Origin of the sequence: Alteromonas sp. AO-Serp, from assembly GCF_017849675.1 — a bacterium.
Taxonomy (GTDB): domain Bacteria; phylum Pseudomonadota; class Gammaproteobacteria; order Enterobacterales; family Alteromonadaceae; genus Alteromonas; species Alteromonas macleodii.
In genome coordinates this window covers 1-14,435 of record NZ_JAFLMX010000035.1, presented here as the reverse complement: position 1 = coordinate 14,435, position 14,435 = coordinate 1, and the positions used below count along the sequence as shown (strand labels likewise).

Genomic DNA, 14,435 nt, shown 5'->3' with positions numbered 1-14,435 from the left:
AAGCTATGCCCAACGCCGAATTGTCGGTCATGGAATACGGCGGGCATGCATCAAGCATTACAAACACAATTGCGTTTAATGAACTGCTGCGCAGCTATTTAGGGCAAGTGGCCTAACGTGAACATGACACTGCATCAGGCTTTGGGGTGTTTTCAGCTAAAGAGGCGAAAACTTTCTAAGCAAGCTGCAAGTACAGCGTCAACGCGAAAGCAGCTAAAAAAGCGCTAAGCGTAAAAAACGAAAACATAGTGCAGTGTTTAAAAGATTTGATAAAACTGGAATGAATTTAAAATGACTGATACACAAAATACAGAGTTTAAAGCAACTAGCCCGCTTGACGAGGCTGGACTAGCCCAACTCTTTACCGATGCGCATACCCACACCAAATGGCACGACAAACCTATTTCAGAAGACGTGTTGAAACAGCTGTACGACTTAGTAAAAGTAGGCTCGACATCGGCAAATTGTAGTCCAGCGCGATTTGTTTTCATTACCTCAGATGAAGGGAGAGAAAAACTTAAACCTTGCCTTTCAAGCGGTAACGTTGAGCAAACCATGACTGCACCTTGTACGGTTATTGTCGCCTACGACGAAGAGTTCTACGAAGAGCTTCCTACCTTATTCCCTTATGCAGATGCGAAAAGCTGGTTTACTTCAAGCCCAGAAGCGGCCTATGAGACTGCCATGCGCAATAGCTCTATGCAGGGGGCTTACTTAATAAGCGCCGTTCGTGCCTTAGGCCTTGACGCTGGCGCCATGTCTGGTTTCAACCCCACATTACTCAACGAGACTTTCTTTTCAGATAGCACGTGGAAGGTGAATTTCTTACTGAACATTGGCTACGGCGATAAAGAGAAAGTACATAAACGCTTACCTCGCTTAAGTTTCGAGCAAGCCTGCCACATCGTGTAACGCCAATTTAAAGGATATTTGTATGACTATTACAGCAATAAAAAACGCAGTAACAGAAGTGCTACCCCCGGTAACTCCCGAAGCTTATCGAGAAGGTATGTCGAGTTTGGCGGCAGCGGTAAACGTCGTTACAACCACTGGTCCAGAAGGGCGTGCAGGCTTCACGGCAACCGCCGTATGTAGTGTAAGCGATACTCCTGCAACTTTGCTGGTTTGTTTGAATCGCGGTGCGTCTGTACATCAGGTTTTTAAAAACAGCACGCATTTGGTTATCAACACCCTTACCTCACAGCATCAGTTAATTTCAAACACGTTTGGTGGCAAAGCACCCATGAACGAACGCTTTGAAATTGGTGATTGGGTGGAATCGACGACCGGTTGCCCAAGGCTTGCCGATGCTGCAGTTAGCTTCGATTGCATTATTACGGACGTTAAAAGTGTGGCCACTCACGACGTTATTTTTTGCCAGGTGGTGGATATCAAGCAAGACCCAGAAGCCGACGCGCTTTTATATTATCAGCGCGGCTATCACAGCGCGTGCAAAGACGCATAATTAAAGGATTAGACAAATAATGAAAGTAGTAGGCCACTTTATTAACGGTGAAACCTGTACCCCAAAGGGGCGCATGCAAGATGTTTATAACCCAGCGACGGGCGAGGCAGAAAAACTGGTTTTACTGGCATCAAAAGCGACGGTAAACGACGCTATCGTCAGCGCGCAAAATGCGTTTGTTGAGTGGCGTAATACGCCAGTAAGTAAGCGCGCTCGCGTTATGTTCAAATTTAAAAGCTTACTAGAAGAACATGCCGATGAAATTATTCCGTTAATTGGTGCGGAGCACGGCAAGATAAGCCACGACGCGGCAGGCGAATTACAGCGCGGTATCGAAAATGTTGAGTTTGCCTGCGGTGCACCCCAGTTGTTAAAGGGCGAGCACAGTAAAAATGTTGGCCCAAGCATAGACTCTTGGAGCGAGTTTCAGCCTCTTGGCGTGGTGGCGGGAATTACACCATTTAACTTTCCGGCCATGGTGCCCCTTTGGATGTTTCCGCTTGCCATTGTATGCGGCAACACCTTTGTTTTAAAACCCTCTGAGCGCGATCCAAGCTGCGCCATTTTCCTAGCCAAGCTACTCAAAGAAGCAGGGCTACCCGACGGCGTTTTTAACGTTATAAATGGCGACAAAGAAGCGGTTGATCAAATACTAGATGACGAGCGCATTAAAGCGGTGAGTTTTGTGGGTTCAACGCCCATCGCCGAATACATCTATTCGAAAGCCAATGCTAATGGCAAGCGCTGCCAAGCATTAGGTGGCGCTAAAAACCACGCTATTGTGATGCCCGATGCCGACATCGACAACGCAGTGAATCAGCTTTTAGGTGCTGCTTTTGGCTCGTCAGGCGAGCGCTGCATGGCGTTATCAGTCGTGGTTGCCGTAGGCGACAAAGTGGCAGATGAAATTGTAGATAAAATGCAATCAGCCATGAAAAGCTTAAAAGTAGGGGCTTTTGACGATGCGACTAACGATTTCGGCCCACTGATTACACTTCAGCACAAAGAGAAAGTAGAAGGCTACATAACCAGCGCGGCTGAGCAAGGGGCTGATGTGGTCGTTGATGGCAGAGACCCTAGCGTAAAAGGCTACGAAACGGGGTTCTTCTTAGGTGCAACGCTTATCGACAAGGTTACGCCGGAAATGGCCAGCTACAAAGCCGAGATTTTTGGCCCTGTACTACAAGTTATGCGCGTTAAAAGCATGGAACAAGCCATGCAGCTCATTGACAGCCATGAATACGGCAACGGTACGTGTATTTTCACCCGAGATGGCGAGGCTGCCCGCTACTTCTCAGACAATATCCAAGTGGGCATGGTAGGCATAAACGTACCGTTGCCAGTGCCTGTGTCTTATCACAGCTTTGGTGGTTGGAAGCGCTCACTCTTTGGTGACCTTCACGCATACGGCCCGGATGGCGTACGCTTTTACACCAAACGCAAAACCATTACTCAACGTTGGCCTTCAAGCGGCATTCGAGAAGGAGTGAGCTTTTCATTTCCAAGTTAATGTCATGGCGTACTGACCTTGATTAACCATAAATGACCATAAAAACTTTGCCCACGCACGGTAACTATTAAGCCTGTATGGCAAATAGTTGCTCGCAGCAGGTAAAAGAACAGAGATTTAGGCTCAGCCATGAGCCATCGATAATAACAATTTAAAACCGCAAGCCTTTGGCAGTTCCTCTCCAGTCCTGCCTTAGGTTTGCACCCCAGTGGCAATCGATATGCAGTTCACGTCGACCGTTACTCTTATAAAAATATCGGGACAACACCGCCGCAAGGCTTGTTAAAAAGAACTATAAACGAGAGTAAAACATGCATACGTTAAACACACACAAGCGTCTGCTGGCGTTAACCGTAGCTATGGCGTTAAGTACGCCAGCGGCCTTTGCTGCAGAGAATGTTTGGGAAAGTATTGAAGTTACCGCGCAAAAGCGCAACGAGAATATAAGCGATGTAGGGATCGCTATTACTGCGTTTTCTGGTGAACAACTAGAGGCACTTGGCCTTGAAAGTAGTACTGAGCTTATCGCGTTTACCCCTGGCGTATCGTTGGCCGGTGATATCGGTGGTCAGCGTGCTATTTTCAATATTCGAGGCGTGGTGCAAAACGATTACGCTGACTTGGCGGAAGCGCCGGTGGCCGTATACGTTGACGGTGGCTATTTAGCCAGTACCCAAGCACAAACCTTTGGTTTATTCGATGTGGCTCGCATCGAAATTCTTAAAGGCCCACAGGGAACATTATTCGGAAGAAATGCCACAGGCGGACTGGTTAATACGATCACCGCCAAGCCCACTGCAGATACAGAAGGCTACGCGGAATTTACTGCCGCACGTTTCGAACAATACCGCTTCGAAGGGGCGATATCAGGCGAAATAACAGACGGCATTTATGGTCGCTTTTCTGGGTTTACCAATCAGCAAGGTGAGATACTAGAGAATATTTATGAAGACGGTGCCGCGCCCGATACCCGTTTAGGCTCTGTGGGAGGCGGTGAAGATGGGTACAACGATGATACTAAAGCGTTTCGTGCTCAGCTGCTCTTTGACATTGGCGAAGAAGGCTCGCTGCTACTAAGCGGTAACTGGTCAGATACAACCAAAAGTGAAGGCCCGTATCAGGTGGTGAACACCACCGAGATAAAAGATGCCGACGGCAATGTGATTGACGTTATTTATGCTGCTGACGACCCGCTTGGCTGTGACACTATTCAAGCGGGCGTGTGTGTAGACGGCAACTTCAATGGCGATCCTTTCCGTCCCGTTCAAGGCGGCGATTTCAATGGTAACTTCGACCCTGATGGGTCGGGCAATAAAGTAAATAAAGACTTTGCCTTTGACGATCAAAACAAGATCAAGTCAAAAGGGCTTGCGGCAACATTAGACTATGCATTTGAAAGCTTCGATTTCTTCGCCATGTCTGATTTCAAAGAGTTTAAACGTACCGTTGGCCTCGACTCCGACCAAACCGCGTCACCCGAACTTATTTTTCAATCTAACAGCACCATAGAGCAGTTCAGCCAAGAGTTTCGCTTTTCAGGTGAATCCGCAGACTTAAAGTGGGTTGGGGGGCTTTATTATCTGTCTATCGATACGGACTATAGCCAAGGCTTGGCGGGTTCACCCACCACCTTTTTCTTAGGCGGTGAAGAAAATAACACCTTGGTATCTCTTGAAACCGAGTCATACTCTGTATTTGGGCAAATAGACTATAGCTTGACCGACGACCTTGTTCTGGTTGGTGGGTTGCGTTACACCCGTGAAGACAAAGACTTTGTGGGTAATGTGTATCAAAACGAGAATACTAACGACCGAGTTATCGAAATTGACACCACAACGACGTCTTTAGAGACTTTGGTTGATTCTAACGATCAAAATCTGTGGTCGGCCAAGCTACAGCTGGAATACAGTGTGGGTAATAGCTTGTACTATGCAGGCATTAATCGGGGCGTTAAAGCGGGGAGTTTCAATGCCCCGCTTCAAGGAGGTTTCAGCTTATACGAACCTGAAGAACTTACTGCGTTTGAAGCGGGTTTAAAGCACAGTTTTATGCAGGGAAGCGGCGTTTTTAATGCCAATGTTTTTTATTATGACTACAGCGATTACCAGTCGTTTTCGTGGGTGAATAATGCGGGGGTGGTGTCAAACGAAGAAGCCTCATTTAGCGGCGTTGAATTAGAAGTGTTCTTAACCCCGACAGACAGCTTAGATGTAATGGTTAACTTTTCATATACCGATGCAGTGGTTGAAGACTTAGAAGTGGCCTCGGGGTACTTTGCTGATACAACACCTCCATTTACCCCAGAGTATCAAGCGTCTGCCATGCTTCGCTATAACTGGGACGCCTTCGACGGCAATATGGCAGCCCAATTGTCAGCCAATTATCAGTCGGAAACCTTTCACAATGCGCGGAATTTTACCGCTCATGAAATTGATAGCTTTGCCACGGCTGATACTCGTTTAACCTGGGTAGACGCTGAGGATAAATGGCTAATAGCGGCTTATATAGATAACCTGTTTGACTCAGACCATGAACTTATTGGCTTTGACGTAACTGGTTTTTATGGAACCAGCCAGATTTCCTATGCGAAGCCTAGGACGTATGGCGTAACGATAAGGCGTAATTTCTAATTAGCGTAGTTGCGCTTTGTTTAACAAAATAAAGCGTATCACCTACTTCTAAAAAGAAACGTGCGTAGCTAGCCTAAATACCGACGTAGCAAAACGGTATTTAGGTTTTGCGTTAACAAAGCGCGCGAAGCGGCAGTATTTTTGCTTTTCTTTTTTGCTAGGGGCTGTTGACCTTTGTTGTACACCAAAGATCAGCAGGCCCCAATAAAGGTTAGCAGCGAGCCTCTAATCTAATCGTTACGCCGTTGAGAGCGCTGATGCATTTTTTAACCTACCGCTTTGCCGAGCATGACGCTGTGTAAAAAGAAGCAACAAGTAATAGCAAACCCAATAAGGAAATAGATCGTGGATAACACCAACAATCATACCATGACAAAACCTTCCCATTACGATGGCGATTTATGGAATGAAGATTTAGCGCCAACCAACGCGGTAACCAGAACCTGGGTGTGGAAAGACTATGCAGCATTATGGATTGCGATGGTGGTTTGTGTACCTACTTACCTCTTATCTGCCGGTCTGGTATCAGAAGGCATGAATTGGTACCAGGCAGTAATAACCGTGCTGTTGGGCAACATCATCGTGCTTGTACCTATGATGTTAATTGGTCATGCAGGTGCAAAATACGGCTTACCTTTTCCCGTATTATTACGTAGCGCATTTGGCACCAAAGGCGCGAAAATTCCTGCTTTGGCCCGTGGGCTTGTTGCATGTGGCTGGTTTGGAATTAACACATGGGTAGGCGGCAGTGCCATTTACGTTATTCTAAATAGCGTGAGCGGCGACGCTTTTGTGGGGCAGGCACTACCATTTTTAGGTATCGATATCACACAAACTTTGTGCTTCTTCGCTTTCTGGGCGATGCACTTGGTTTTTATAAAACACGGTACCGAATCTATTCGTTGGCTTGAAACTTTTGCTGCACCATTTTTGATCTTAATGGGCTTAGCGCTTCTTGGTTGGGCATACGTTAATGCTGGTGGGTTTGGCGAAATGTTGTCAACGCCGTCTCAGTTTGTTGAAGGTGGAGCCAAAGAAGGGCAGTTTTGGACAGCCTTCTTCGCGGGCTTAACCTCTATGGTGGGCTTCTGGGCAACCATGGCGTTGAACATTCCCGATTTCACGCGTTTTGCAAAATCACAAAAAGACCAAATGTTAGGCCAAGCTATTGGCTTGCCGTTACCCATGGCGCTGTTTGCCTTTATCGGTGTAGCGGTAACGTCAGCAACGGTCACCATTTATGGTGAGGCCATATGGGACCCTGTGGCACTTGCCGGTCGAATGGGAGGCATGGGTGTAGTGCTGGCACTTGCTGCATTAGCACTCGCAACGTTAACCACAAATCTAGCCGCTAACATGGTAGCCCCAGCTTATGGCTTTTCGAATATGGCGCCTTCGAAAATAAGCTTCAAAATGGGCGGCTATATAACCGCTGGTATCGGCGTCGCTATTTTCCCCTGGAAGCTGCTTGAAACCGCGGGTGGCTATTTATTTACGTGGCTTACGGGATATTCTGCGCTGCTTGGCCCTATCGCGGGTATTCTAATTGCCGACTATTTTATCTTAAGAAAATCGACCTTAAACATAGATGCGCTATTTCAACACAGTGGCGAATATGGCGCGAACAACGGTTGGAACATGGCGGGTGTGACTGCGCTTGTTATAGGCATTTTACCCAATATCCCCGGTTTTCTTCACGCAGCTGGTTTTCTAGAAAGCGTGCCAGCCGTTTTCGATACGCTTTACGCCTACGCATGGTTTGTAGGGTTAATCATCGCCAGCATGGTTTATCTGCTGCTCTCCAACAGAGCACCCGTCACTATGCAGGCAAAAAGCGCCTCTCAATAATGGGGTCAGAGTACATTTCTGAGTAGCAAAAAATGGGGTCGGAGTACTTTTCTATTTAATGTACTCTGACCCCCCCAAATATACTTCGACAGGGTTATTTTCGCTTCATGTTTTCAAAAAGCGAGGGCTCCCAAGGCCGCATCGACATTAAAAGGCCAATGTGCTGGCGTTCTTCAATTGGTAGGGCATTATCTTCGCTGCTGAGTTTTGCTGCTTCTTGTCGCAGTTGTTCAAGACGGCGCTGAATAATCGAAACCGAGGTCTGAGAATAGCGGCCGCGTAAATAGAAACGAAACATCCATGGCTCGTTCTTCTTTGGAGCCATAAACTTCACCATTACTTCCTGCTCCATAAATTTTTCTAGCGGACCACCAGGGATCCAGCGAAAGTTTTGCGCAATGAGCAGCTTGTAGCGGTTGTTCGGTAACAGCTCTATAAGCTTAAGTTTGTCTAAGGTTGTCATTAGCTTAATGCCCTCGACCTCAGAAATATTGTAGTGCTTGATGATTTCCGAGAATCGCCAGCCATCACGCACACATACGGCTGCAAGCAGTAGCTTGGGATTGGCAAGTAGCTCCATTTCTTGCTTCTCAGACAGCTGTGATATTTTTTCCTGCTGCTTTTGCGACAGGCTAAAAAGGTCGCTTAATGACAAATTTAGACATTCACAAATCTGTTCCAGTTTATCGAGGCTGAAAGCCTGTAAAGAGAAATTTCGTTTTACGCTGGCCTCGCTTACGTTCAGTTTCTGTGCGATCTGTTTGTAGGTAAATCGCTGCTCTCGTAAACATTGTTTAAGCGTGTCGTAAACAAGGTTAATTTGGCTCATGGTATTAAATATTTATACTTGTGGTGTAATTTAATACTACATCAGCGATTGTGGTTTACGAAATTTATTCTTGGTTCTAGTGTAGAACATGTTCAGGCACATCTCGCCTTTACATACTAGGAGCAAGTGATATGAAAAATTCGCGTTCAACATTGATGTTAACTGCACTATTAAGTAGTGCGCTTCTTACCCATTCTGTAATGGCAGATGATTCCATCGACCACAGTGGCAAAGCTAGTAAACATAGCGCGCTTGCAGCATCTGAAGGCTTAGCAACGACGGCGTCAGTAGCGAGTGCCGTAGTCGCTGTTCCGGTGATACTAACCGGCAGTGCTGTAGTGGCAGGTAGCGCAGTTGCTGAAAGTGTGATTGACGAGAGTAGCCGCAGTATTCACGGAGCTAGTCATCATTCCTCCGTTGATAATAACCAGCCGTTAGTGATTACCGAAACAATCATTACTGCAGACCCTGCGCCAAACAAAGTCGTTGCGACCACTAACACAACAACGACTACTACCACTACCACAACTAAACGCTAACGGTAAATTAATTGCTCGAACTTTGAAGCGCGACTGGAAGCTAAAAAAGTAGCTGTAGCTTGTTAAAAAACTGCTACAGCGAAGTGTTGTGCATCTAGCGCTTTAGGTGGCTCTTATTCAGTGCAAGTCGAGAGAATTTAAGCAGGGAAGAGTATGAAAACATTTTTGTATTCAATAGCTGTGGCTTTGGTACTACTTACTGCTAACGCTAATCACGCTTTGGCAGGTAGTCAGCAGCATGGAAAGCCTTCATTTTCATCTGAAGCCATTGCCATTTTTTCTAAAGAAGTAGAAAAGTATGCGGCAAGCCAAGGAGCTCGTGCCTTCATTATTGCAAGGCGAGGCAGACCGATTGAAGACATGCCGGAGGGCATTCGCTTTACGCACACTGCTATTGCTATCTACTCAAGCATTCAGCTAGATAATGGAGAGACTGCTAAAGGCTATGCAATCCATAATTTGTATCAAGATGCTGATGAACAAGACGTGAGTCATTTAGTTACAGATTATCCTGTAGATTTTTTCTGGAGTGCTTATGCGCTCGAGGCTGGTCTGATTATCCCATCGGTTGCCGTGCAGCAAGCGCTTATAAGTATGTACAGCGAAGATAGAGCAAAATTGTTGCATAACCCACGCTATTCAGTGGTTGCTAACCCATTCAACAGTGAACGACAAAACTGTACCGAGTACACCCTAGATGTGCTGAATGCTGCGGTGTACTCCACCACAGATATAGCCCAGCTAAAAGCTAATGCAAAGGCATATTTTACGCCGCAAAAAGTAAACATGAGCCGCGCCAAACTTGGCTTGGCGAGTATGTTCAGCGACGGCGTGACGCTGTCCGATCACGGTCGTAAGGTGGAAACAACTACATTTGGAAGCCTTGCTCGTTACATGCAGAAATACGATTTATCGGAAAAGGCAGTTATTTTTGCGAGCAACGGTGAGACAACTATTATCGAGGAATTTAACAATGCAGATTCAGAATAAACCAACGAAAGCATTTCGAATAGCATCACTGGCAGCCCTAATTGTGGGTGTGGGCGCTTATTTTATCGGCCTTTACAATGCCCCAATGGCGCTTAATGAAAAAGGTTATTACTTCACTATTATGTTATTTGGCTTGTTTTCTGTAGTGAGCTTACAAAAAACGGTACGCGATAAAATGGAAGGTGTGCCAACTACCAAAGCGTATTTCCTTGCATCAGCTGTAGCTACTGCATCAGCCATCGTATTGTTAGTGGTTGGCTTATTAAATGCTGAGCTTTTATTAAGTGAAAAAGGCTTCTTCGGCATGGCCTTCACTCTAAGCCTCTTTGCCGCTATTACGGTGCAGAAGAACGTACGCGATAGCCAAACTACCGACGAGTCACGCAACACAAAAAGCGATACTCAAAACAGCGCTACTGAGCACGAAGACTCTCCCAAAGTGAAAGCCGCTTAAAAAATGGGGTCAGAGTACATTAAATAAATGGGGTCGGAGTACATTTCTAAGTAATGTACTCCGACCCCATTAGTTTTACGATTTACGCTTTTGGTTTCGGCGCATTTTCAGTATGGTAGGTGTAACGCTGGTTAAGCATTCAGCCAGCTTGTTCAACGCATCAGGGATGAATTATGCGCAAACCCGTTAAATACCGGATAGCTTTTCTAATAGTTGCTGCTGCCTGCTTTTATGTAGGAACGTTATTTTTACCTGAAACCCTTCCTGAAATAACCTTCTCCTTTGAAAGTATTTGGGCTAGCGCACATTGGCGAAATACCTTGCTTGTTACGTTGGCATATTTTGTCTTTTTGCCTGTACTTTACTATTTCTGGATCATTCAAATTGGCAATCAGGCTCTGTGGAAATTATTGTTAGTTCTTTCTTTAAGTAGTTTGGTCGCACGCTATAACTATCCAGAGCAGTTAGCCTATTACTTTGAATTCATTACCTATCTTAAATATCCGATTATTGCCGTATTGATGGTGATAGAAATTCTACTCCTGGTAACGATAGTTAAAGCATTGTGGGGGGCTCGAAAGCTCTCTGGCGACCCGCGAATTCATATGCTGGAACAATATGAAGGCGATAACATTTATGAAAAAGGGTCAAAAGAAGCAAAGAAGTTAGAGTTGGCACTTATGTTTGCTCATGAGCCCGCCAGTTGGTACTACGCCATTCCTCGTTTTAGTAGAAACCATGTTCCCGCCATAGCCAATCTGCGTTTATGGTCTGCACAGTGGTGGCATGTGTTATTGGTTTGTGTAGCGCTTGTAGTTACGACGTATGCAAGTTATCTCGCCATTGCACTTTGGAGTGAAACGGTTGCCATTGTCGTGGCAACCTTGGTTTTTTACCTCATAGTGATGTTCATTGCTAACTACAGAGTCAGCAAGCATTACTCTGTTTACCTTATAAAAGATAAGCTTATGGTGAATAATTCATGGTGGGGAATGACTGTTATTCCACTTTCAAATATTCAACAAGTCGAAACAGGCAGTTGGACAGCAGCTTCAACACAAGAACAGTTCCATGTCGGTAGAGGCAACGCAAACGTTAAGCTTACCTTTGTGTCAGAACAAAAGTATTACTCGGGTTTAGCGACTTTTATTGAGCCGATGGACACACTTTATCTCAGTGTCGACGACCCTTCAGCATTACATGGGATTTGTCAGCCCCAACAACACACCGAATAAATGGGGTCAGAGTACATTACTGAAAAAGTACTCTGACCCCATGATCTCAAAATGCTAGTCGGTTTCGGCTTGCCATTCAGCTAATTGCTTAGCGATTTGTGCTGAGACTCGTTCGTCAACTATTGCGGCGCGCCGATTCATTTCGTGGTGCCATTGGCTGTTTTGTTTAATATGTGAAGGTACTGGCGCATGACGGTTCAAAGGACCCGGGTAATAGTATGCGTCAGCAACGTCTGAAAGCTTTTGATTCGTGCCGTCTGCAAATCGTGCTGAAATGCTGGATAAAGGGGAGTTCAATTCACTCTTTTCGTTAAGCAAAACAAGCGTAGGAGTAGAAATATCGGGTATTGTCGATGTGGAAAAGTGGGTCCATACTGTCGCAATATTTAGGTCCTTAAGTTTAAAAATAAAGGGCACAAACTCATTGAGCGCTTCTCCCCGCTTTAACGATACAGGCTGCTTTAATGTATGCATTGCGCCAAACAGAAGAATCGCTTTATCGTTTTGTTCAGCTATCTGCTTCACAGTTTTTTCATAGTTAACAATGCGTGTTTTGGTGAGAGACTGCCATTGCTCTTTGCTCAATCCTTCCCATTTAAACTCTGGTTCAGCTAGAGCTATGCGCACTTTATGGTTTGACGATGCATTGAGTAACCTTAGTTTCTGCACAAAATGTCGGTAATGCTTATATTGCCACGCCATGAAATAAATACTGTCCTGCCACAAAGGCTCTAACTCTTGCAGTGAAACCTTTGTATTGGGGTTAAGCAGATAATCATCCAACTCGGGCTGGTAATGGCTATTACCGAACTCAGTCACAATAACGTCGACACTCTCAAAGATATCACGATCAGACAGAGCGTTGATTAAGAGCTCTGTCGGTGCTGCGGAGCCGTGTATATCACCAATTGCCACGATTTGATGTTCGCTTAATAAATGCTTAAAGGTTTGATTTACCTTGTTGTTCCCAGAATTAGCGATATGAGTTGAAGGCGAAACCTCGTTAGCAAAAGAAGTGTAAGGTAATAACACCGAACACATAACAATGACGAAAAGCGAATAAATCGAGAAAGAGTGGTAGCGCATCATATATATGAAAGAATAGTTTGTTTGTAATTGATTATCATTATTATTTATTGTAAATGAAAGGGGAGGTAAACATAAAACGGACGTTTTTACGTAATTAAATTAAAATAAAGTGGTATGAAGGTCATTGGCTTTAAAAAGGTGAATGAGTTGTAAAGTCTGCCGCTTCTCCTTTATTACGGACCAATGTCGAATTGATTCGGCTCGAGTGCTTGCGTATTCTCGACATACTTAATGAAATAACTGCTATAGGTGACAAACGTTGTGTGTGAACTTTTAGGCATGAGTGCGAACACTCCTACTGACCTATGTTTTAGTTTTACCGGGCTGACTCGCCGCGGTGGTGAAACAGGGCCGCATAAAGACGGCTGGGGCGTTGCTTTTTATGAAGGGAAGGGTGTGCGTATGTTTCACGATCCCGAGCCTTGCGCCACATCACCCATCGCAGACTTTGTTTCGAAGTTGCCCATAAAAAGCAAGAATGCGATTTGCCATATTCGTCAGGCTAATGTGGGTAACATTAACTTAGCTAACACGCACCCCTTTACTCGCGAACTGTGGGGGCGATACTGGGTGTTTGCGCACAACGGACAACTCCCTAATTTCTCGCGCCGTACGGGTGTTTACGAAGCAGTTGGGGATACCGATAGCGAAGAGCTTTTCTGCGATATTATGAATAACGTTAGGCAAAACCTCCCTCGAGACGCTATGCCTGAGCAGTTAGCTGAAACGTTAGTTTCACTTGCAAAGGAGTATGCTCAGCAAGGTGTATTTAATTGCTTACTGAGTAACGGCGACTGGCTCTTTACCTTCTGTAGTACAAAGTTAGCTAGCATTACCCGCAGAGCACCTTTTGGCCCCGCTTGTTTGAGTGATGTAGAGGTGGAAATTGATTTTGCAGCTGAAACCACGCCAAAAGATGTAGTGAGCATTATTGCTACTGAACCGCTAACAAACGATGAACAGTGGGATATCTACGAACGGGGTGAGTGGAAGCTATGGCAGGAAGGCGAAGTCATAGCCTCGGGTAAAGTGGATGTCCCTGAACACAAAAAAGAAGCCGAAATGGTTGCACCAGATCCATCGCTTCACGACTAATCACGAACTATGGGGTCAGAGTAACTTAAATGGCCCCGCTCTCAAAAAGCTCGGCGCTGAGTTAGTAACCCAGCGTAATAATGTACTCTGACCCCATAACTCGAACTATGGGGTCGGAGTAACTTTAATTGCTCCACTCTCAAAAAGCTCGGTGCTGAGTTAGTAACCCAGCGTAATAATGTACTCTGACCCTAATATTCAGGTTAGCTAGCTCGATAATGTACTCTGACCCCATTTTTAACCCAATACTTGCGTGATGGCTTGTTTTACTACTTGGTAGCGGGCGGGTAGAGCGCTGTGGGGTGTTTGAACACTGTATAGGGGCTCGGTTACTTCATCTTTTGCTTTGTAGACAGTAAGTTTGTCGGCAAAAGACACAAAGTCTAGTGTGCTGGTGGGCAGCACAGTGTATCCTAACCCTTCGCTTACCGGCAGCAGAATTTGCGAAAGTTGGTTGATGTAGCCAGTATGAGGCAGCTTATTCGGATTAATGTTGGCTAACTCAGCTTCTCCGCAATCGTTAAAATAGCGCTGTAAGTAGTGCATGGCATCAGGGTGATTAATAAGCCCTAGATGCTTGATGACGGCTTCTATTATTCTACCATCATCAGTTTTACTCTTTGCTTTTCCAGATACGCTTGCTACTTTTGCTACCGAATCCGAATCCGAATCCGAATCCGAATCCGAATCCGAAACAAAACCCTGCGCGTTTTCAGATAACCCAGGAATCTGCGCAGCAAGCGCATCAGGT

The 14,435-nt window shown here is 45.5% G+C and carries 12 protein-coding genes and 1 pseudogene; 10 read left to right on the top strand and 3 right to left on the bottom strand.

What is annotated here, in order from left to right; genetic code table 11:
* Positions 1-291 precede the first annotated feature (291 nt).
* The 5 genes from QVA83_RS03085 (at position 292) to QVA83_RS03065 (ending at position 7,453) form a co-directional block, all read left to right on the top strand.
* Entirely contained in the window at positions 292-912 is a 621-nt protein-coding gene (locus QVA83_RS03085; RefSeq protein ID WP_239245991.1) for a malonic semialdehyde reductase, read from the top strand.
* Positions 913-934: 22 nt separating this feature from the next.
* On the top strand, positions 935-1,465 hold the full coding sequence (locus QVA83_RS03080; RefSeq protein WP_136783787.1) for a flavin reductase: 531 nt from the start codon (positions 935-937) through the stop codon (positions 1,463-1,465).
* Positions 1,466-1,484: 19 nt separating this feature from the next.
* Positions 1,485-2,975 carry a CoA-acylating methylmalonate-semialdehyde dehydrogenase gene (locus tag QVA83_RS03075; RefSeq protein WP_287498124.1) on the top strand — a complete coding sequence of 497 codons (1,491 nt, stop codon included), beginning with the start codon at positions 1,485-1,487 and terminating at the stop codon, positions 2,973-2,975.
* A 311-nt stretch (positions 2,976-3,286) separates the two neighbouring features.
* Positions 3,287-5,605 carry a TonB-dependent receptor gene (locus tag QVA83_RS03070; protein WP_287498123.1) on the top strand — a complete coding sequence of 773 codons (2,319 nt, stop codon included), beginning with the start codon at positions 3,287-3,289 and terminating at the stop codon, positions 5,603-5,605.
* A 345-nt stretch (positions 5,606-5,950) separates the two neighbouring features.
* Complete coding sequence (locus QVA83_RS03065) at positions 5,951-7,453, top strand: NCS1 family nucleobase:cation symporter-1 (protein ID WP_287498122.1); 1,503 nt, start codon at positions 5,951-5,953, stop codon at positions 7,451-7,453.
* Positions 7,454-7,547: 94 nt separating this feature from the next.
* Here the strand turns inward: QVA83_RS03065 and QVA83_RS03060 are convergent, their stop codons facing one another.
* Positions 7,548-8,282, bottom strand: coding sequence for a helix-turn-helix domain-containing protein (locus QVA83_RS03060; RefSeq protein ID WP_287498121.1), 735 nt, complete (start codon positions 8,280-8,282; stop codon positions 7,548-7,550).
* A gap of 131 nt (positions 8,283-8,413) precedes the next feature.
* Here QVA83_RS03060 and QVA83_RS03055 point away from each other — a divergent pair, with 131 nt between their 5' ends.
* From QVA83_RS03055 to QVA83_RS03040, 4 genes are all read left to right on the top strand, one after another.
* Positions 8,414-8,821, top strand: coding sequence for a hypothetical protein (locus tag QVA83_RS03055; RefSeq protein ID WP_156078855.1), 408 nt, complete (start codon positions 8,414-8,416; stop codon positions 8,819-8,821).
* A 153-nt stretch (positions 8,822-8,974) separates the two neighbouring features.
* A complete protein-coding gene (locus QVA83_RS03050) occupies positions 8,975-9,811 on the top strand; it encodes a DUF2145 domain-containing protein (protein ID WP_156078854.1) in 837 nt (278 codons plus the stop codon).
* Positions 9,795-10,265, top strand: coding sequence for an inner membrane protein YiaA (yiaA, locus tag QVA83_RS03045; RefSeq protein WP_156078853.1), 471 nt, complete (start codon positions 9,795-9,797; stop codon positions 10,263-10,265). Before QVA83_RS03050 ends, yiaA begins: the two co-directional genes overlap by 17 nt.
* Before the next feature lie 173 nt (positions 10,266-10,438).
* On the top strand, positions 10,439-11,500 hold the full coding sequence (locus QVA83_RS03040; protein WP_287498120.1) for a hypothetical protein: 1,062 nt from the start codon (positions 10,439-10,441) through the stop codon (positions 11,498-11,500).
* Positions 11,501-11,554: 54 nt separating this feature from the next.
* Here the strand turns inward: QVA83_RS03040 and QVA83_RS03035 are convergent, their stop codons facing one another.
* Positions 11,555-12,415, bottom strand: coding sequence for a hypothetical protein (locus tag QVA83_RS03035; RefSeq protein ID WP_231506574.1), 861 nt, complete (start codon positions 12,413-12,415; stop codon positions 11,555-11,557).
* Between the two features lie 435 nt (positions 12,416-12,850).
* Between QVA83_RS03035 and QVA83_RS03030 the strand changes: the two genes are divergently transcribed.
* Positions 12,851-13,684 (top strand): class II glutamine amidotransferase, encoded by an 834-nt coding sequence (locus QVA83_RS03030; protein WP_069944984.1) that lies wholly within the window; start codon positions 12,851-12,853, stop codon positions 13,682-13,684.
* A 237-nt stretch (positions 13,685-13,921) separates the two neighbouring features.
* On the opposite strand, the pseudogene QVA83_RS03025 reads toward QVA83_RS03030, so the two are convergent.
* Positions 13,922-14,435 (bottom strand): annotated as a pseudogene (locus QVA83_RS03025) (LysR family transcriptional regulator); the annotation flags it as partial.